Origin of the sequence: Flavobacterium notoginsengisoli (assembly GCF_042686225.1) — a bacterium.
Lineage (GTDB): Bacteria > Bacteroidota > Bacteroidia > Flavobacteriales > Flavobacteriaceae > Flavobacterium > Flavobacterium notoginsengisoli.
This window is the reverse complement of the sequence record NZ_JBHUOT010000010.1, coordinates 196,931-219,055: the sequence shown is the minus strand read 5'-3', so window position 1 is coordinate 219,055 and position 22,125 is coordinate 196,931. Positions and strand designations below refer to the sequence as shown.

Annotated in this window: 10 protein-coding genes; 7 read left to right on the top strand and 3 right to left on the bottom strand. The window is 35.7% G+C overall.

All coding sequences use genetic code 11. From position 1 onward, the window contains the following. The first annotated feature begins 16 nt into the window (after positions 1–16). Together ACFS3A_RS20780 and ACFS3A_RS20775 are read left to right on the top strand one after the other, a co-directional pair. A complete protein-coding gene (locus tag ACFS3A_RS20780; protein ID WP_379827480.1) occupies positions 17–1,345 on the top strand; it encodes a rhamnogalacturonidase in 1,329 nt (442 codons plus the stop codon). A gap of 191 nt (positions 1,346–1,536) precedes the next feature. Further along, positions 1,537–3,978, top strand: a complete 2,442-nt coding sequence (locus ACFS3A_RS20775) for a glycosyl hydrolase 115 family protein (RefSeq protein WP_379827479.1) — start codon at positions 1,537–1,539, stop codon at positions 3,976–3,978. Between the two features lie 338 nt (positions 3,979–4,316). Here the strand turns inward: ACFS3A_RS20775 and ACFS3A_RS20770 are convergent, their stop codons facing one another. From ACFS3A_RS20770 to ACFS3A_RS20760, 3 genes are all read right to left on the bottom strand, one after another. Continuing rightward, the gene (locus ACFS3A_RS20770; RefSeq protein WP_379827478.1) at positions 4,317–5,825 is read right to left on the bottom strand and encodes a rhamnogalacturonan acetylesterase; all 1,509 of its coding nucleotides are present in this window, start codon (positions 5,823–5,825) and stop codon (positions 4,317–4,319) included. Between the two features lie 170 nt (positions 5,826–5,995). Beyond that, a complete protein-coding gene (locus ACFS3A_RS20765; RefSeq protein ID WP_379827477.1) occupies positions 5,996–8,863 on the bottom strand; it encodes a glycoside hydrolase family 2 TIM barrel-domain containing protein in 2,868 nt (955 codons plus the stop codon). A gap of 17 nt (positions 8,864–8,880) precedes the next feature. Next, positions 8,881–10,239, bottom strand: a complete 1,359-nt coding sequence (locus tag ACFS3A_RS20760) for a rhamnogalacturonan acetylesterase (protein ID WP_379827476.1) — start codon at positions 10,237–10,239, stop codon at positions 8,881–8,883. A gap of 245 nt (positions 10,240–10,484) precedes the next feature. Between ACFS3A_RS20760 and ACFS3A_RS20755 the strand changes: the two genes are divergently transcribed. From ACFS3A_RS20755 to ACFS3A_RS20735, 5 genes are all read left to right on the top strand, one after another. Next, complete coding sequence (locus ACFS3A_RS20755) at positions 10,485–14,102, top strand: DUF4450 domain-containing protein (protein ID WP_379827475.1); 3,618 nt, start codon at positions 10,485–10,487, stop codon at positions 14,100–14,102. A 165-nt stretch (positions 14,103–14,267) separates the two neighbouring features. Beyond that, positions 14,268–16,559 (top strand): hypothetical protein, encoded by a 2,292-nt coding sequence (locus tag ACFS3A_RS20750; RefSeq protein ID WP_379827474.1) that lies wholly within the window; start codon positions 14,268–14,270, stop codon positions 16,557–16,559. A gap of 37 nt (positions 16,560–16,596) precedes the next feature. Next, positions 16,597–17,619, top strand: a complete 1,023-nt coding sequence (locus ACFS3A_RS20745; protein ID WP_379827473.1) for a redoxin domain-containing protein — start codon at positions 16,597–16,599, stop codon at positions 17,617–17,619. Between the two features lie 66 nt (positions 17,620–17,685). Beyond that, on the top strand, positions 17,686–19,812 hold the full coding sequence (locus ACFS3A_RS20740; RefSeq protein WP_379827472.1) for a hypothetical protein: 2,127 nt from the start codon (positions 17,686–17,688) through the stop codon (positions 19,810–19,812). 224 nt (positions 19,813–20,036) lie between these two features. After that, positions 20,037–21,887 (top strand): rhamnogalacturonan lyase, encoded by a 1,851-nt coding sequence (locus ACFS3A_RS20735; protein WP_379827471.1) that lies wholly within the window; start codon positions 20,037–20,039, stop codon positions 21,885–21,887. Positions 21,888–22,125: the final 238 nt, after the last annotated feature.

Genomic DNA, 22,125 nt, shown 5'->3' with positions numbered 1-22,125 from the left:
AATAAAATAAGGCACAATGAAAAAGTTTTTCACTTTAGTTTTTTGCATTTTAGGGATTGTTCAAAATGCATCTTCACAAAAATACAGCAATGATAAATTTCCCGATGGAAGTGAAATTGCGCCATGGTTTAAAGATTATACCAAACTGGAGCTTAAAAGTCTAGGTAAACAATATAAAATTACAGACTATGGAGTGAGAACAGACAGCACTAAAATACAAACAGCTGCCATTCAGAAGGTAATTGACAAAGCAGCCACAAACGGTGGTGGCGTAATTGTAATTCCAAAAGGCGTTTTCCTGAGTGGCGCTTTATTTTTTAAACCTAAGACTAAATTATATGTCAGTGAAGGCGGTGTCTTGAAAGGTTCTGATAATATAGCTGATTTTCCTATTATGGCTTCCAGAATGGAAGGACAGAATCTGGATTATTTCCCGGCTGTAGTCAATGCTTACGGAGTTGATAATTTTTCAATTTCAGGAAAAGGAACGATTAACGGAAACGGAAAAAAATATTGGGATGCTTTTTGGGCGCGTCGTAAAGAAAATCCAAAATGTACGAACCTGGAAGTTTCGAGACCCAGATTGGTATTTGTGTGGAATTCTAATAATGTGCAGTTTCAGGATGTAAAATTGATTAATTCCGGTTTTTGGACGAATCACTTTTACAAATGCAATAATGTTAAACTGCTCGATTTGTATATTTTTTCTCCTCATGTTAAAGATAAAGCGCCAAGTACGGATGCTATTGATGTAGATATCTGTACCAATGTTTTGATAAAAGGCTGTTATATGTCGGTTAATGATGATGCTGTTGCGCTTAAAGGTGGAAAAGGCCCTTATGCAGACCAAGATCCAAACAATGGAGCAAACAAGAATATTATTATTGAAGACTGTAATTTCGGTTTCTGCCATTCCGCTTTGACCAATGGAAGCGAGGCAATACACAATAGAAATATAATTATGCGCAATTGTAAAATTGACGGCGCTTCAAGATTATTGTGGCTGAAAATGAGACCTGACACACCGCAACGTTACGAATATATCAGAGTTGAAGATATTAAGGGAGAAGCAAAAACGGGATTAGCTGTTTTTGCCTGGAAACAATTCTTTGATTTGAAAGGACGCCCAGATATTCCGCTTTCGTACGGCGATAATGTTACTATGAAAAACATCGAATTGAAATGCGATACTTTTTACGGAGTAGAAAACGACCCGAATGTTCGTTTGTCTAATTTCACTTTCGAAAATATAAATGTAGAATCAGTAAAAACAAATATTGACAAGAGTTTGATAAATGGTGTGACGTTTAAGAATGTTTATGTGAACAAGCAACTTGTGAATTAAGGAATAAAGAAAGAATGGCTCAGTTTTTTTTCTAGTTTGTCATTCTGAGGAACGAAGGATCGCAAAAGGAACTCTGTAAAGAATATCGCCAATCTTTGTAGATTCTCTAGTGTGATCCTTCGTTCCTCAGGATGACAAAAATGGAACTGAAATTTTGTGCCTTAGTGCCTTTGTGGCAAAAGAAAATAAAAATGAAGAAAATACTAACATTAATTTTCGCAATAACAGCTTTAAATTGCTTTAGTCAGAATGAAGAATCAGTGCAGTTTTTAATTGCAGATTCCAATCAGGCAGTAAACATTTTCATTGACAAAAACACGGATTCACTGATTGTCTGGGCTGTAAACGAACTAGCAGACGATATTAAGGAAATAACAGGAAAACGTCCTGAAATTGTTAATACAAATAAGGTTTCAAAAAAGGGAATTTATGTTGGTCAGATTTCTTCAAAATTATTTCAATACAAAAACAATCAGAAAGAATTAACGAATCAATGGGAAAAATTTTCAATTAAAAAAGAAAAAGACAATCTTTTCATTGTTGGTTCAGATGTTAGGGGAACTGTTTATGCAGTTTTTGAAATTGCCGAACGTCTCGGAATTTCTCCCTGGAAATGGTGGGCAGATGTTCATCCGTTAAAAAAAGAAAATCTTTCGTTGTATCTTCCATCAAAAGGAATTGTTGAAGCTCCATCTGTACAATATCGAGGTATTTTTCTAAATGACGAAGACTGGGGATTACAGCCTTGGGCAGCCAAAACTTTTGAGCCAGAAACGGGAGATATCGGCCCTAAAAGCTATGAGAAAATTTTTCAGTTACTCCTGCGTTTAAAAGCGAATACAATTTGGCCTGCTATGCATCCGTCTACAAGAGGTTTTTTTACCCTTTCGGGGAATAAGGAAATGGCACAGCAATATCGAATTGTGATTGGTTCTTCTCATGCCGAGCCGATGCTGAGAAACAATGTTGACGAATGGAAGCAGAAAATTTACGGCGATTACAACTATTTTACGAATAAATCTCAGGTCGATAAATATTGGCAGGAGCGATTGGATGAATTAAAATCGGCTCAAAATGAAACAATTATGACATTAGGAATGCGTGGTGTTCATGATAGTAAAATGGAAGGCGCAAAAGATTTAAAGGAATCGATTGGAATGGTGGAAAAGATTATTTTAAACCAGCGTGAGATGCTTTCAAACACTTTTAAAAAACCGCTTTCCGACATTCCTCAGGCTTTTGTTCCATATAAGGAAGTACTGGAATTATATGATAACGGACTCAAAGTTCCAGACGATATAACGCTTGTTTGGCCCGATGATAATTATGGTTACATTCGTCGTTTGAGCAGTCTAGAAGAACAAAAGCGAACAGGAGGAAGCGGTGTGTATTATCACATTAGTTATTGGGGACGTCCTCATGATTATCTTTGGTTGAGCACCACACAGCCGGGTTTGATTTGGTATGAAATGACAAAAGCGTATCAAAATGGTGCAAAAAAAATGTGGATTGTAAATGTTGGAGACATCAAACCAGCAGAATACGATACTGAGTTTTTTCTAGATTTAGCTTGGAATGTCAACAGTATTAAATCCGACGGAATTGATGAATATCTGAAAAACTGGACGGCAAGAGAATTTTCTGTTGCGTTAAGTCAAGAGTCGGCATTAATTATCAAAGAATATTACCGTTTGGCAATGCTCAGAAAGCCTGAATATATGGGATGGAGCCAGACGGAGCCAACAACTCCCGTTAAATTTTCTGATTTTTCTGAAGAAGAATCCTTAAACCGAATAAAAGCTTATGAAAATCTAGTCCAAAAAATAGACGAACTGGAAAAGCTTATTCCCGAAGAAAGAAAAGACGCGTGGTTTCAATTGATGGTTTATCCTGTTAGAGGTGCTGCTTATATGAATTACAAATTTTTGTATTGGAATTTAGCAGCTACGGTTTCAGATGTAACTCAAAAAGAAAAGTATAATACTTTGGCCACTCAGGCTTTTGAGAAAATTCAGGAATTGACCAGTTTTTATAATGAAAAAGTAAGCAATGGTAAGTGGAATTATATGATGTCAATGCAGCCAAGAAAACTGCCCGTTTTTGAAGCAGTTAAAAAGACTGAAAATCCTAAGGAAAAGTCAGTAAAAACAACTGACAGAATTTATATTCAAGCAGACCAATTTACTTCCAAAAGAGACACAGAGAATTATCAATGGAAAACAATTCAAGGTTTAGGATATAGTAATAATGCCATGACTTTGTTTCCGTTTACGCAGCGTTATTTTAAAAATGAAAAACCGTCTGTTTCTTATGAATTTGAAATTGGAAAATCAGGCGATTATGAAATTGAAGTACGTCTGCTTCCAACACATTCCAATAATTTTGACCATGAAATCGGAATTCAAGTAGACGGAAAAGGCACGGAATTCTTTAAAATAAATACCAAAGACCGGGATAAAACCTGGAAAGAAAATGTGCTTAGAAACAGTGCAATTGTAAAAATTCCAGCCTCAAATCTTTCAAAAGGAAAACATATTGTTAAGATTGAAGTCAATCAAACCGGAATTGTACTCGACCAATTAGCAGTTTACTTAGCTGCCGAAGGAGGAACTTATGAAATTCCAATTAACTAAAATTTAGCTCAAAAGTAAAGTTCTATTTTTGTAAGCTTCGGAGAAGCGAAATCTTTATAGCAAATGAAATTCCAATGAATAAAAATTTAGCTTCAAATTAAAGCTCCCTTTTTGTAAGCTTCGGAGAAGCGAAATATTTATAGCAAAATTTAATGTTTACAATACAAAAAGCTCCAGAGGAGCGACATATTTCTAGATCATAAAAATCATGTCAATAATCTAAAGCTTTTTTTAACCACAAATTGCACAAATTTCCACAGATTAATTTGCGAAAATTTGTGCAATTTGCGGTTAAAATGAAGTTTTACAACCTTAAGGAGTTCAAGTCCATAACTGCTTTATTTAGGAATTTCAATATAATCCTTCAAATTACAGTTTTTTAATTTTTGAATGCTTTCAGCTACAGTTAGGGCATTAAACTGTGCACCTTCCAAACCGGTATGCGTATGGTCTTTTGGGAAAAAAGCTTTTACTTTTTCTTTTCCAAGTAACTCATATTTTTGCGCCACATTTTCATTCAAATCAATATAAAGAACATCTTGTTTTTCTGCGGCAATTTTAGACCAATTGCCATAAGTATCAGTTCTTCGTTCTACTTTATCATTCGGCCATTCATTACGTGGGGTTTGACTCAAGACTATTGGAATGGCACCTTTTTCTTTGGCTTCGCGAATGAATTTCTCCATATACCAGCCAAAAGTATGTACAATCTCTTTAGTGCCGTCTGGACGGGTAACTTCCTGCGTTTCTTCGCCGTTTCCTTTCAAGGAACCTCTGAATTTTTCTTTATCAATATCGCCAGCATCATTATGCCCAAACTGAATGAGAATGAAATTTCCAGGTTCCAGCTGATTTTTGACTTCATTCCATAAACCTTCATAATCAAAAGTTCTGGTACTTCTGCCGCCGCGTGCTTTGTTGATAACTTCAATTCTGGTCGTATCGTAATATTGAGGAAATGGAACTCCCCAGCCAACGGCATCAGGATTATTGTTATTGTTTGCCATAGTAGAATCGCCAATCAAAAAGACTTTTTTCTTGGCAGGAAGTACAATTTTTGGATGGTCTAAAATGTATTTTTTTAGAGAATTTTTACTGTTTTTCAATTCATCAATAATAACAGAAGCGGAAAGCACAGCTCCTTTTGCCGAGGTATGCGTATGGTCTTTTTTATAGAAATAAGTGCCGGTAACTTTTGTTTCTCCAAATTTTTCCATTTCAAGAGCCATTTTTTCGTTCAGGTTGATAAAAGTTACCTTTTCCTTTTCAGCAATCTGTTTGGCCCATAATCCGTATGATGTGTCATTTCGAGGTACTTTTCCATTCTGCCAGTCATTGCGCGGAATTGGAGAGCAAATAATCGGAATTGCACCTTTTGATTTCGCTTCACGAACTACTTTCTGAATATACCAGCCGTAAGTATGTACAATTTCATGTTTTTTGGTTAAGATATTGTCTATTTCTTGGGTTTCAGAACCAATTCCTTTAATGGTGCCTCTTGCGCGGAAACTGTCATTTACAGGGCCATTGTCATTGTGTCCAAACTGAATCAGAACATAATCTCCTTTTTTTAGTTTATTTAAAACCGCTGTCCACAATCCTTTATCTTGAAATGTACGGCTGCTGGTGCCTCCCAATGCATGATTTTCAATCCTGATTTTTGTTGTATCCAGATATTGCCCAATGAAATCTCCCCAACCCCAAAGACCACCGGCTCCATCTCCTTTACCATTTTTTACAGTCGAATCTCCAACCATAAAAAGAGTAGGTCTGTTGTCTTGTTTTGATGTAAAATTGAAAAATAATACAGCCAAAAGTAATGCAGTAAGTATTTTAAATAATTTCATGTTTTGAATTATAAATTTTGAATAATGTTATGCATATTTACTTAACCGCAAAGTTCGCAAGGGTTTACGCGATGAGCGCAAAGCTTTGCGAACTTATTTTCTTTCAATATCAACAGATAAAAATCTTAGCGTTCTTTGCGGTTAAAAGATTTTAGTATTTAAACTTAAAACTATATTTTATCTCTAAAATCAAACCATAGATTCATTTTGATTCCCTCGTCTCCACTTTTGATGCGAATATTGGTAGGCTGACTTTGAGGCCCTTGCTGTTCAAGAGGTTTAAAATCTCTCATGGCTGGAATTTCATACATAAACGAAATATCTCCTTCCGGAAAAGCTGGCTGCGGATAACTGCCAGGGAAACCATTTTTAGGCAAATCCGGAGTAAATAACCTCAAAAATAGATTATCAGATTCACTGAAAACTTTAAAAGAAGAAGTTCCCGCTTTTAAATTTGCTCCAATAACATTAGCATGATAGCCCTTAAATTCAGGATATACCAGATTTTCAAAACTTTCTCCTGTTATTGTAGTATTATAATCTTTCTCCCAAATTCCGTAGGTAGTGCCTTTTATTCTATTTTTCCAAACACGGTATGGCCCCCTTCCAAACCATTTCATACCCGTGACATCCTTTTCAGGAAAACTGAAAGTGATTCCGAAAGAATTGATTTTATCTTCAAAAAATGCTCCGTCAAAACCATCAAAACCGCTTGGTGCTTTTTCGTTTTTCAGGACAATCATTTCCATTTTAAATCTTCCGTCAGCTTCCATTGTCCATTTTATAGTTGAAATTCCACCAACATAGGAAACCAAACAAACTGCTTTATCTCCCTCTTGTGAAACCTGAATGTCTTTTAATTTAGCTTTCATTCCGATAGGACGCGGGCCATTTGTTAATGGAATAGTTGAAATTCCGTTTTTAACAGAAGTAATTTCTCCATTAGCAGCATTGAGAACAACGGTAACATTATTTCCTTTTAAAGTAACTTCGGTTGCCGTTTTAATTGCCGATGCTTTTGCTTTTGTATTTTGAACGGCTAAAAACTTATTGGCATAAAAAAGCGCTTTATGAATTGGCCATGTCCAAGTATAAATTTCTTTGTCAAACTGGTCATAAGCGGTAATAGAAAGTACATCTCCCTCAGCAAAATTGTTTGGAACGGCAAACTGAATTTTACGTGTTTCTCCCGGATTTATATCTGGAATTTGAATTTTGCCAGAACTTATTGCTTGTGCATTTTTGTTGCTGTATAAAACGTCTGCATCAGATTTTAGTACTTTAAATTCCATTCTGCACGAGTTCAGATTGCTGAACAAATAATCATTTGTAATCAGAAAAGAACCGTCAAAATTTGGAGTAACTTGTTTTGGCTGAAACTGGATGGGTGCCCAAACTTCCTTTACAGTATAATAACTACCTTCTTTTTCGCGATGAGGCCCTAAAATTCCATCGGCTGCTAAAGAACCTTTCGAGTCAAATTTCATATCTCCAGTCCAATCTGAGCGTTTTACTGCTTCGTCTAGCATCGCCCACATAAAACCTCCAGCAAAAAGCGGACTTTCTTTGTAGCGGTTCCAGAAATCTTCCAGTGCGGCGCCGTGACCGTTATCATAAGTTCCGTGCATAAATTCGGTTGGAAAAAACACATTCTCGCCCGCATTAAAACGATGCATTCCCGTTAAGTAAGTTGGATAATGATGTGTATCCCAGCCGTTAAAATCAGCCCACGGATGAATCACAATTCGTTTCTGCGGGTCTTTTTCAGCAAAAACCTTATCAACTTCATAATTCCATCCTCCTTCATTTCCATTGTCCCAGATAATTACAGATGGATGATTGACGTCACGTGTTACCATTTCGCCGACCAATTTCGTTCCCGTTTCCGTATCGTATGAGTTTTGCCAGCCTGCCAGTTCATTTAAAACAAAAATTCCAAGAGAATCACAAACTTCTAGAAAGTGTTCGTCTGGAGGATAATGCCCGCGGACAGCATTCATGTTCATGTCTTTGATTAGTTTTCCGTCCAGTTCACTGATTCTTTTGCTGGTGCTTCGTCCTCCTTCTGGCCAAAACGAATGACGGTTAATTCCCTTCATGACAATTTTAGTTCCGTTTACATAAATTCCGTCCTGTTTTTTAAACTCCAGAGTCCTGAAACCTATTTTTTTATTGTATTGATGAATTACATTTCCGTTTTGTTTTAAAACCAATTGTAATTCATATAAATTAGGATTTTCTGGATTCCAAGGTTTGATGTTTTTCCATTGTGCCGAAATCCTTTCTTTAGTAGTTTTCGCTTTAAGCGGAAAAGAAAAAGCTTCCAGACTTTCTCCGTTTAAACCTTTTAACGAGGCTTCTAAAGTGGTATTTTTTGGAATATTTTTTAAATCCAAATCAACTGTGATGCTGCCATCCATTTTTGGATTTACGGCTATATGCTGAATATTGGTTTTAGGAGAAACTTCCAGCCAAACCGGACGATAAATACCTCCAAACAACCACCAGTCGGCTCTTCTTTCAGCTGCATTAACCGATTTGTTAGCAGAGTGTTTCCAGACATGGACTTCCAGAATATTTTTAGCATCATAAGTTACTAACGATGAAATATCATATTTAAACTCATAAAAACCGCCTTGATGAATAGCGCCTGCTAGCTTTCCGTTTACTTTTACCTCAGTGTCCGTCATGGCACCGCCAAAAACAATCTTCACTTCCTTGTCCTTGTAAGATGCTGGAACTTCAAATTCATATTTGTATAAACCTTCTTCTTTGCTTGGTTCTTTTTGGTTTAGTTCTTTATACCAGCGACCGTAGGTATATTCCCCAAAACCTTCCAATTCCCATTGAGAAGGGACATTTATTTTTGACCATTTTTTACTGTTATTACCGTCGGTGCAGTAAAAATCCCATTGTACAGGATGTTCAAAATCTTTTCCCGAAAGATAGATTTTGTCAGTCTGCTGTGCTGTAAGATGTAACGAAATAAAAATGGTCAGGGCTGTAATCCACTGAAATTTAAGTTTTTTTAGTTGCATAAAAGTTGGTTCTTTGGTTAGTTTCCATCTGGTTTTGAAATTTCAAAGCGAGCACTCATTGGCAGTGTCCAACTCGAAATATAGTTAGGTTTCTTCGGATCGTAATCTGGAATATCTTTTTTGATTTGTTTTTTTAACGGAACATCAAGCTGTCGGATTCCCTTAATTACACAAAGCGCAATTTCGTTAGCCCCAAAGCTATTAAAATGCGTATTGTCGTCCAATACTTTTTCCTGACCAGGAAAGGTGTTGGCAGGATATTGTACAAAAGCTTTTCTGGATACTTCATCGCCCCAGGTTTCGTAAAGCTCGGTTGTCATTTTTGTAATATCAATAAGAGCTGTATTGTTTTTTTGAGCCACGGCACGCATCGCTGGAGGAAAATCGCCATGCGTATCTTTTAGAGTGCCATTTTCATTGAAAAAACGGCGCTGTGTTGGAGTAACTAAAATCGGAATTGCGCCTTTATCTTTAGCTGCCTGAGTAAATTCTGCCAATAAATCTGAATACGATTCCCACGGGCCATTGCCGGCGCCTTTTATTTTTTCGTCATTATGACCAAATTCCACAAAAAGATAATCTCCTTTTTTGATTTGGAAAAGTATTTTTTTCAAGCGGTTGCTGGCTTTAAAAGAACTCAATGAAGAACCCGAATACGCATAATTTGCTACAACAACATTTTCATTAAAATAAGCAGTGATGAATTGTCCCCACGATGCCCAAGGCTCTACATCTTGGTCGGTAACAGTAGAATCTCCGGCTAGATAGAGAACCGTTAAATTGTCTTTTTTTGTGATTTTGATACTCTGAACAGCTGTTTCGCCTAGAAATTCAAGTGTCAATTTATCATCCCAATCTAAGATATCTTTTTCGCGGTCTTTAAGAGTAACACTCAGTTTGTCATCAATTTTAGGATTTCTAACATTTACATTAAAAACTTGTCCTGCTGATTTTCCTTTTGCTACAATAAACTCATTAACCATTAATCGGCGGGACTCCGCTTTTATGGTTGTTTTAAGGTCTTTTTGAGGAATTCCTAAAACTACTTCAACTTGATAATTTCCTTCAGGAAGTTTTACAGAAAAGTAGACAGGCTTTTCAATAGAAAAAGAATTGGAGTTTAATTTTAGGTTGGATTCGGTATTAAAGTCAAATCCATATCCTAAATCAGATTTGTATTTTAAAGATTTTGTTACCGAAATCCCTTTTTTGATTTTTAAATCAGTGCCAAACTGAAAAAGCATTGTTTTTTTTAGACTGTCTTCCAAAACGACTTTGGCTGGAAAGATATTTTTGGTTGAATTGCTCGCAAACAAAGGAAACGAGATCAAAACAGAGAACAAGAATAAATAGGAATATGTGAAAAATTTAGTCAATTTTTTAAGATTTTAATTTATTTTATTTTCAAATCTAATCGTTATGATTTTATATAGTATCCTGTACTATGATGTTAAAAAACGATGAAAAAAGTAAATTTTTATTCTATAAGTCAGGTATGTACAGGATACGATGTAATGAAAAAACAAAGAAATTGCATGAAAATAATATTGAATTGATAAAAAAATCAATAAATAATTTCGTTATGTATTTATTTTAAAAACATAATTTTTTAGCCATTTTTATGAAATCTAAAACATCCCTTATTGCAGTATTTATTGGCATTCTTTTCTGGAATTCGTTAGTAATAAACGGACAGGAAAAAACGACGCGTAAAATTCATTACGCACCCGAGGGAAATAGTTTTGTATTAAAAAATGGCACTAGAAAATTTAACAGGGCACTTTATGGTTCCAATACCGGATTTAGGGCAGAGGCGGGAGATTTACCAGAATTTGCGCTCTACATGCCAGGAATGGGAGGCAATTTTAAATTGGGTTTAATAAGTGGTAAAAACAGCAGATGGATTACTGAAGCATCAAAAATTCACACCAGCTATGTTCAAGGAACCATGCACTACGAAATTCAAGATGCTCTTTTGGGAAGTGGAAAACTAATTGTTGATGTAGTCGCTTTAAGAGAAAAAGAAGGTTTTATCATTAAAGTATCAGGTAGCAATGTGCCAAAAGATTGCAGTCTTGTTTGGGTTTACGGTGGTGCGACAGGGAAAAAGTTTAGTCGTGACGGAGATATCGGAGCCGACCCCGAATCGGTGTTTTATTTGAAACCTGAATATTGCATCAATAATAAGTATACTTTAGAAAAAGAGTCTTTTCTGTTGGAATATGGTTCAGAAAGCAACAAACAAAAAGACGGAAACAATAAGAGTTTAACAGGTTATTTTCCTGATTCAGCTGTTCATTTGGCAAATGCCGAGAAACAGAGCTCGCCTTTAGAATTGTATAATTCCAATTCAGAATCACTAATGGTGGTTGCGGGAAAAGTCAAGAACTTTCAAAACGAAAATTATTGGTTTCTGACTCCTGAAAAACTACAAAATCTTACACAGAAAGATATTGCATCGTTTTACGAAGAAGCTGTTCAGCAAACAGCAGTTTTAGCCAATAGAGTAAAGGTAGTTACGCCAGATCCTTACATCAATACCTTGGGAGCTGTACTTTCAATTGCTTCTGACGGAATTTGGGAAAGTCCAGCTTATCTGCATGGAGCAGTAGCATGGAGAATGTATCTTAATGCCTGGCGCGGTGCTTACACAGCTGATCCTTTAGGATGGCATGATCGTGCAAAATCTCATTTTAAGAGTTACAGCAACTCACAGGTTACAAGTCCTGAAAATGGCCCTGTGGTGTTTGATCCTGAAAAAAATCTTGCGAGACAGAAAGAAGAAATAGGAACATCCATGTTCAGCAGCGGTTACATCAACAGAAATCCGAATAAAAATACTGTTGCGCATCATTATGATATGAATTTGGTTTTTATCGACCAGATGCTGCGTCATTTTAAATGGACTGGAGATACTGATTTTATGAAGGAAATGTGGCCTGTACTTCAGAGGCACATTAACTGGGAAAAACGAAATTTTGACGCAGATAGCGATGGTCTTTATGATGCTTATGCTTCTATCTGGGCGAGTGACGCCCTTCAATATAGTGGTGGTGCCGTAATTCATTCTTCAGCCTATAATTATTATGCCAATAAAACTATTGCTTCTACAGCCCAAAAAATACAAGAAGATGGACTTCCATTTTCAAAAGAGGCAGACAAAATCTTAAAGGCTTCCAATCAGACTTTATGGCTTCCAAAAAAAGGAATTTTTGCAGAGTATAAAGACGCTTTAGGAAATAGATTATTACACGAAACTCCTGGAATATGGAGTATTTATCATACGATTGATTCTGAAATGTCTACTCCATTTGAGAGTTTCCAGATGTTGCATTATGTGGATAAACAAATTCCTCGCATACCCATTGAAGCGGAAGGATTAGATAGAACTGATTTATTTACCATTAGTACCACGAATTGGCAGCCTTACACTTGGTCAGTCAATAATGTGGCATTGGCGGAACAATTGCATACCGCTTTGGCCTTTTGGCAGGGTGGACAAGCCGAAAAAGCGTATCATTTATGGGAAAGCGCTTTGATAGAAAGCATGTATTTAGGAGCTTCGCCAGGAGCTTTTGAACAGCTTTTGTACCAAGATGCAATGCGTGGCGAGCTGTATCGTGATTTTGCCGATCCAATCGGAATGGCTTCAAGGACTTTAGTTGAAGGACTTTACGGAATTCAACCTGATGCATTAGCGGGAACTTTGACTATTTCTCCTGGTTTTCCTTCTCAATGGGATCAAGCCTCAATTGAAATCCCGGATATTTCCTTTTCTTTTAAAAGAGAAAATAAAAAAGACAGCTATAAAATCGAAAATCGTTTTCCATCCAAAATGAGTTTAAAGTTGCTTTTGGATGCACCTTATGATAAAATCGAAAGTATCATGATAAACGGCAAAACTGCTTCTTATAGCGCAATTTCGGAAAGTATCGGAAAACCAAAAATTTGTATTGAAGTGCCTTACAATGCCGTTTATGACGTGGTTGTAAATTGGAAAGGTTTTCCGTTAGAAACAAAAAAACAAACACCATTTTATACTAGCGGTCAAGATTTGCATATGATGACTCTTAAAGCTGAAATTCTTTCGGTTTACGATCCGCAGTCGGTTTTAAGTGCTATTTCGAAAACTCAAAATGAGCTTCATGGAAAGCTTAATGGAGAAGGAAACAGCGTGTTTTTTATAAAACTGAAACAAGGCGAAATGTCTTGGTGGCATCCTGTCGAAGTTAATTTTAAACCAAAATTAGAAGCTGCAGCAAAACTTACAGAAGCCAATACTTTAGAAGTTTCCATTAAAAACAATACTGTAAAAAAGATGGAAGGTTCTTTGGTTTTAAATAAAAATGAAAAAGCGAGCCAGCCAATTAATTTTAATGTTTTAGAAAAGAAAACAGTTCAAATTCCAGTTCAGGATTTAATGCCGGGAACGAACAGATTGGAAATTAAAAATGGCAATTCATACATTCAAAATATTGAAATAATCAATTGGGATATTCCGTTTTCGGCTTCCCATAAACAGGAATCGATTGCTCTTTCTTCTTATTTTAATGCTAAAGTTACAGATGTTTTTACCAATGAATATCTTTCGCCAAGGCCAAAAACTACTACATTACAGCTTCCGAAACAGGGAATCGGGAATTGGTGTTATCCCAATTTAGAGGTAAAAATTGACGACAGCGGACTTCGTGAAAAAGCAAAAAACAAAGAACAAATTACTTCTCCCGAAGGAATTCTATTTAAAACGCCTTCTGCAGCAGACAAAAAAAATATTGTTTTCACTTCCATGTGGGATAATTATCCGGAAAGTGTTACGATTCCGTTATCCGGAAAAGCTTCACATGTTTATTTTATGGTAGCAGGAACGACGAATCCGATGCAGAGCCGAATGACAAATGGTGAAATCATAGTAAATTATACAGACGGAACTTCTGAAATTTTAGCACTTAAAAATCCAGAAAACTGGTGGCCGATTGAGCAGGATTATTTTATTGACGGACTAGCATTTACTACGGATGCTCCAAAACCACCAAGAGTTTATCTGAAATCGGGAGAAATTTCGAGAGATTTTAAAGATTTTAAACCCATAAAAGGACTTACCAATTATGGAGTCGAAGGCGGTGCGGGAACGATTCTGGATTTGCCATTGGATAAAAATAAAACATTAAAAAGTTTGACTTTGAAAACCATTGCTAATGATGTGGTGATTGGTTTGATGAGTTTGACTTTAATTCGATAATTTGATAATGAGTCAATTTGATAATTATAAAATTGTAAAATGTGAGATGTAAAATGGACTTCTGCCGAAGTCGCGGGATGCTCAGAAAGACATTCGTTTTCACAATAATTCTGAGCGAAATTGAAGCCTTTTTGAACCTGTAAACTGAAATAAAAAATATAATTAATGAGTGCAAAACGGAATTGTTTTTTATACTTTTCTAAAGCTGTCCTTGCCATAGGGATATTAAGCTCTTTGCCCTCTTATGCACAAGTCAAAACGGATGGCTCTGATCAGTTAGCTGAAAATTTGCAAAAAGCCACACAATATGTAGTTGCAGATGTTGTATATATACAAACGAGTAAAAACATTTATGAAACAGAGGAAGATGTTTGGTTCAAAGGATATGTTTTGGATGGACAATATTTTACACCTTCAATACGCAGTAAAACATTGTTTTTACAATTAATTGAAGATAAAACGGATAATGTAGTTTGGGAGAAAAAGTATGAAATTGAAAATGGTTTTGTCAATGGACATCTTTTTCTTGAAAATTCTTTGCCAGAAGGGAATTATACATTGGCAGGTTATAGTGCTTACTCGTTTTTTAAAGAGCCCAAAGAATTTTATGCGCTAAAAAAAATAAAAATTGTAAAAACAATTAACCAGGTAAAAAATACAGTTGTTACAGAAAATGATAATGCGGTGCATTTTTCTTCTTTTCCAGAAGGTGGAAAATTAATTTCGGGGATTCAGAGTCGCTTGGGATTTAAAGCTGTAAATTCAAAAGGTTTACCAGTAGCTGTTTCGGGCACTTTATTTGAAGATAACATTCCTTTGCAAAAGTTTAAAAGTGGTCATGCTGGAATGGGAGTAATTAGTATAACTCCATTTGAGAATAAAAAATATCACATTCAATTAAATGAACCTACGCTTATTGAGACTTTGTCAATAGATACAATACATGCAAGTGGTAAGGTTTTTAGCTTAATGAAAAATACTAAAGAAACTTTGGTTTTCAGGGTTTCGCAAAGTGATGTTTTGCCAGAAGAAAAGATATATCTGCGCTTACAAGTGCGTGGAATTGTGTATAGTATTGCTGTTGGAATGCTGAAAAAAGAATTAGTTGTCAAAATTCCTATAAAAGACGTGCCGCAGGGAATTGCAGAAGTGACACTTTTCAATAAAGATTTATTACCAGTAGCAGAAAGACTTGTATATGTAAATCCTGAGCAAAAGTTAGCAATTAAAACAGAATTGGATAAGATCGATTACACCACTAGGGGTAAAGTGAATTTAAAAATAAAAGTGACAGATCAAAATAATCAGGCAGTAGTAGCTCATTTGGGATTAAGTATTCATGATAGCTTGTACCATAATAAACAAGATGCAAAAAATATTCAAAGTCATTATTTGCTTTCTACACAGCTAAAAGGAAATATTTACAATCCGGCTTATTATTTTGATGAACAAAATAAAGATCGTAAAGAAAGTTTAGATGTATTAATGCTGACTCAGGGATGGAGAAATTATGTTTGGAACGAAGAGAATTATAGAGAGTACGGCAATACCATAACACCTATAGTTTCTGACGAGTTAAGAGGTAAAGTTCAGTTAGAAAAACCAGATAAGAAAGCATCCATTATAGCTACACAAAAAGGTGTTGTGGTATTTGCAGCAGATGATTTTAAAGGTAAAGATCTTATAACTATTGATGAAGAAGGAAGTTTTACAATTACACCGGATCATTTGAAAAAAGGAGAAAATGGATATACTTATTTTAAGCTATTGGCCTTAACAAAGCCTAAATATTTGATTAATGTTAAAGATTTCTCGTTTGAACAAATTAATAAAAACCGTAAAGACAAAATCGTAGTTTACCCTTTCGCAGAACTTAAAAAAGTGCAAACGGAAGAAAGTTTTTCATTTTCTGGTCGTGAAACTGTAAATAAATTAAATGAAGTTTTGATTGTTGCCAAAAAGAAAATGTTTCGAGACAAGTATATTGGAAAATTAGACAGTTTAGCGAAACTCAATAGTGATTATGTGTGTTCTTTAAATGTTTTAAATTGTCCAAATTGGGTAAAACACGGTGGAGAAATCACAAAACCGGTAGAAGGCAAACAGTATAAAATATTTACAGGTGATGTTACTACAAACACTATTTATCATTATAAAGATTATACTGAAGCAGAGTTGTTAAAAATGTTCAACACCGTTGCTGTCGAAGGTTATTATGGTAAAAAAGTGTTTTATGAAGCTGTTTATGATGATGTAACCATAATCAATTCAACTCCGGATTATAGAAATACTTTATTTTGGAAACCAGATATAGTTACCAATCTGCAGGGCGAGGCTAATATAAGTTTTTTCTGTTCGGATATTAAAAGCCTTTTTATGGGGACTATTGAAGGAGTAACTAGTGAAGGTTTGTTAGGCAGTCAAAATTTTAAGTTTTTAGTTAAAAAATCAAAATAAGATGTTTGCTAATTAATTTCTGGAGTTCAAAAAACTCTTGATAAAAAAAGGAATAAGTATGAAGAAAATCGTATTTGTGTTAGTTATAATAGCTGTGGTTTCCTTTACTATAAAGCAAGAATCAGGCTTTTCTTTAAGTGGAAAAACCAATAATTTAGAAAATGGTACAGTCTTATATTTAAAAGATAATTTGACCGATAAAATTATTGATTCGACGACGGTAAAGGACAATCAATTTGTCTTTGCCACAAAAATAGACAAGTTTCCTTTGCGAGTTTTATTATATAATAAAGCATTTTCACAGTGGAGGGATATTTGGCTGGAGAATAATCAAATATTTTTTGATGCTTCTAAAGGTGATTTCAAAAATGCGAATGTAACGGGTTCTCAATCAGAAAATTTAACGCAAAAACTTTATGAAAATGCAAGTACATTATCTTTTGAAGAAAGAAACCTGCTAGAGAAAAAATTTGTAAAAGATAACCCAAATACTATTGTAAGTGCTTTTATTCTATCTGTATTTGCTGCAGACTGGGGTAAGGATTATTCAAAGCGATGTTACGAAAGATTTTCTGGAGATGTAAAAAAATCGGAATACGGAAAAAGAATTTCAAATTACATCACGCTAAATAAAGATGTTAAAATTGGAGATCAATACGCCAACTTTGTAATGAAAGATAAAGATGGAACTCCAAAAGAATTGTCCAAATTAATTAGAAAAGTGACACTGCTAGAATTTTGGGCTTCCTGGTGTGGACCCTGTCGAGAGGAGAATCCGAATTTAGTAAAAAACTACGAAAAATATAAACTAAAAGGATTCGAAATAGTAGCAATCTCTTTAGACAAGGATAAGAAAAAATGGCTTGCTGCAATCGAAAAAGATGGGCTGATGTGGGCTCAATTTTGCGACTTTGGGGTTTGGGAAAGCAAAACGGCATTGATGTATGGCGTTTATGCACTTCCTGAAAATTTTCTGATAGATAAGAATGGGAAAATTGTGGCAAGAAATATTAGAGGGGAAGAACTAAATAAAAAATTAACTGAACTAATAAGTGATTAAAATGCAGTTTGATACAATTGTTTTGTTTAGTCATTTGTATAAATAATTTACTAAAAATTTAAAAACATGAAGAAATACGCTATTGTTGGTGTTTTGTTATTTTCACTTTCGCTTTTTTCACAGCAGAAAATCGACCGAGAATCGCTGGTGAATCGTCATAATGTTCAAATTACAGCAATCGATACGCTGGCTTCTTTAACAGTCGGGAATGGCGCTTTTGCCTTTACGGTGGATGCAACAGGACTTCAGACTTTTCCAAAAACGTATCAAAACGGAATTCCGTTAGGAACACAGTCAGAATGGGGCTGGGACAGTTATAAAAATGCAAACGGCTATAAATTTTCAGAGACTTTAAGAGATTACAAACAGTATGGAAGAGACATTTCATATACTGTTCAAATTAAGGAACCGACAAGAAGAGTTGAGGCGGTAAACTGGTTCAGGCAGAATCCACATTTATTGCAATTGGGGAATTTAGGCTTTGAAATCACTAAAAAAGACGGAAGCATTATAAAGCCAACCGACCTTAAAGCGATTTCCCAAAAATTGAATTTATGGACGGGCGAAATTGAAAGTTACTTTGAAGTTGAAGGAACTCCGGTAACCGTTTATACTGCTTCGCATCAAGACAAAGATGAAATTGGTGTAAAAGTTAAGTCCGCTTTATTGAAAGAAAAACGACTGAAAATCAGTTTAAGAATTCCTTTTCCAACAGGAGATTGGGCTGATATGGGAACAAAATGGGAAGGAAAACAGGATTATAAAAGTACTTTATCTGAAAAATCTAAAACACAGGCTGTTGTAAAACATGTAATGGACAGTATTTCGTATAATGTGGGTTTAAGCTGGAAAGGAAATGCGCAGATTAAGAAAACAGGAGAACATTATTTTGTTTTAGAACCCTCAAATATAGATGTATTAGAATTAAGCTGTCTTTTCGCTTTAGCGGAAAAACCAGTTTCAAATTCTTCTTTTTTGGTTATCGAAAATAGCAGTATCAAAGGCTGGGAACAGTTTTGGAAAAGTGGTGCTGCAGTTGATTTTTCTGGAAGCACAGATCCGCGTGCCAAGGAATTGGAACGCAGAGTAATTTTGTCGCAGTATCTAACCAAAGTGCAATGTACAGGAAAAGTGCCTCCGCAGGAAACAGGATTAACTTACAACAGTTGGTATGGAAAGCCACATTTAGAAATGCATTGGTGGCACGGTGTTCATTTTGCGCTTTGGAACAGAGCAGATTTATTAGAAAAAAGCCTTCCGTGGTATCAGAAAGTTTTTGATAAAGCAAAAAATATTGCCAAAAGACAAGGTTTTGAAGGAGCAAGATGGCAGAAAATGACTGATCCTGATGGTAACGAAAGTCCGTCATCTGTAGGTTCGTTTCTGATTTGGCAGCAACCTCATTTTATTACCTATGCTGAATTACTATATCGCAATAAACCTGAAAAAGCAACTTTAGATTTATACAGCGAAAGAGTTTTTGCAACCGCAGATTTTATGGCTTCGTTTGCTAATTATGATGCTAAAAAAGACCGTTATGTTTTAGGGCCGGGCGTTATTCCAGCGCAGGAACGTTTTAAAGCTATGGAAACGTTTAATCCGACTTATGAGTTGGCGTATTGGAATTGGGCTTTGAAAACAGCTATTGCATGGAAGAAAAAATTGAACCAAAAAGTACCTGAGAAATGGGAAACGGTTTTAGCTAAATTGTCTCCACTGCCAATTTCAGATCAGGTTTATCTTGCGACAGAAAGTGCGACGGATTCTTATACCAATCCAGAATTTAAAACTGATCATCCTTCGGTTTTAGGAACTTTCGGAATGCTTCCAGAAACTTCTTTGTTGGATAAGAAAATCATGAAAAATACTTTTGATTTGGTTTGGAAGACTTGGTCATGGGATAAAACCTGGGGTTGGGATTTCCCAATGACGGCTATGTCTGCTGCTCGTCTGCAAATGCCGGAAAAAGCAATTGATGCCTTGTTTATGAATGTGACTACGAATACCTATCTGAAAAATGGACATAATTATCAAGCAGAACGATTAACACTTTATCTTCCAGGAAATGGCGGATTACTGACAGCAGTAGCCATGATGTGCGCGGGTTGGGACGGAACTAATGAAGAGAATCCGGGTTTCCCAAAAGATGGAACATGGAAAGTAAAAAGCGAAGGATTTAAGAAGTTTTTTTGAGAGATTCTGAGTTGCTAAGGTTCTGAGATGCTAAGTTTTTAAGTTTAGCTTGTCATTCCGAGGAACTCCATAAAGTAAATCGTCAATCTTTATTGAGCCACTTACGAGGATTTCTCGTTCCTCTGAATGACAAGAATACCTGAGAAATCTTTGTTAATCTGCCAAAATCATTTTAATCCCGATAGCTATCTAGAGCGTGAAATTTTTATAATAAATAATGAATCATGAAAAATATAATTCTATTAATAATTTCATTTTTAACGGTTTCTATTTCTGCACAAAGGCAAATGGAAAACCTCGATCGAGGCGTTATTGCTGTAAAAAACAAAGGTCAGTTTTTTATTGGATGGCGTGTTTTAGGAACTGATCCAGATGATCTGGCTTTTAATTTATATCGTAAAAGTGGTAATAAAAAAGCAGTAAAATTAAATGATAAATCCATTACTGGCTCAACAAATTTTATAGATGAAAAAGCAAATCCGCAAGAAGAAAATACTTGGATTGTAAAAACGGTTTTAAAAGGAAAAGAATCTGATGCAAAAGGAAGTTTTACGATTCCGGCTTCAAGCCCTGACAAAGATTATTTGTCAATTGCATTAAAACAAATTGAAGGTTATACGGCAAATGATCTTTCGGTGGGTGATTTGGATGGTGATGGAAAGTATGATCTTGTGGTGCACATGACAGGAAAAGGTCATGATAATTCACATACAGGAATTACAGATCCTCCTGTTTTTCAAGCCTATACTTTGGAAGGTAAATTTTTATGGGAAATCAATTTAGGAAAGAACATTCGTGAAGGCGCACATTATACTCAGTTTATGGTGTACGATTTGGATGGTGACGGAATTTCGGAGTTTGTATGCAAAACAGCAGACGGTACAAGAGACAGTCAGAATAATGTGGTAGGAGATGCATCAAAAGACTGGGTTGATCGAGATCCAAATTCAGCAACTTTTGGAAAAATTTTAAAAGGCCCTGAATATCTTTCTGTCTTTAACGGAAAAACAGGAAAACTAATTACAACAGTCGATTATATTGCAGAAAGAGGCGATTTGGCGGGCTGGGGAGGACATGGCGGAAGCGGTGGAAATGATACTAAAGGAAACCGTATGGATCGTTTTTTGGCTTGTGTTGCTTATCTTGACGGAATTCATCCAAGCGTTGTAATGTGTCGTGGTTATTATGGAAGGACAGTTTTGGCGGCTTGGGATTTTAAGGATCAAAAACTAACTTCAAGATGGGTTTTTGATAGTAAAGATTCTGAGAATCCCTATTCGGGAATGGGAAATCACAATCTTACCGTTACTGATGTGGATAATGATGGAAAAGATGAAATTATTTATGGTTCGATGTGTGTTGATGACAACGGAAAAGGTTTGTACACAACGGGTTTTAGACATGGAGATGCCATTCATGTTTCAGATTTAGATCCTGATCGTCCAGGTCTAGAAGTTTTTGGAATTCATGAAATTGAAAATGGTACAAAAGGGCCTGGGGTTACTATTTATGCCGCTGCAGATGGAAAAGTTTTATTTACGGATTCTCTAAATGAAGATGTCGGCAGAGGTGTTGCAGATAATATTGATCCAACCCGTAAAGGCGCTCAATTCTGGTGGTCAGGTTCTCCAAATTTGTATGATATGAAAGGTAATGTAGTTGGGAAAGCACCAAGTTCGGTTAATTTCTTAATTTATTGGGATGGAGATGCATCACGTGAAATTCTCAATTCGAATTATATCGATAAATATGAAAAAGGCCGTTTGTTTACTGCAAATGGTGCGGTTTCTAATAATGGTACAAAATCGACACCGGCACTTTCAGCAGATATTCTAGGCGACTGGCGTGAGGAATTGATTTTGAGATCGGAAGACAATAAAGAGCTGCGAATTTATTCTACCACTATTCCGACCCAAATCAGACAGTATACACTCATGCATGATCCACAGTACAGATTGAGCATTGCATGGCAGAATGTTGGTTATAATCAGCCTCCACATACCAGTTTTTATATGGGAGCAGACATGAAACCTGCTCCAAAACCAAATATTGTATTAGTATCGGATAAGAAATAGTACCGATTATGTATTCAATGAGACTATTCGAAAAGTATCAGACAGAAAAATACGCTTCGGAGAAGCGAAATATTTATAGAAATCGTATCAGTATCGATAGTAAAGCTCCAGAGGAGCGATATCTTTTTTACAATGATTATATATTTCGCTCCGCTGGAGCTCTTTTACATATGCATAATTGAAGTTCTATAAATATTACGCTCCTCTGGAGCTTGATAAAATAATTAATTTAGAAAGA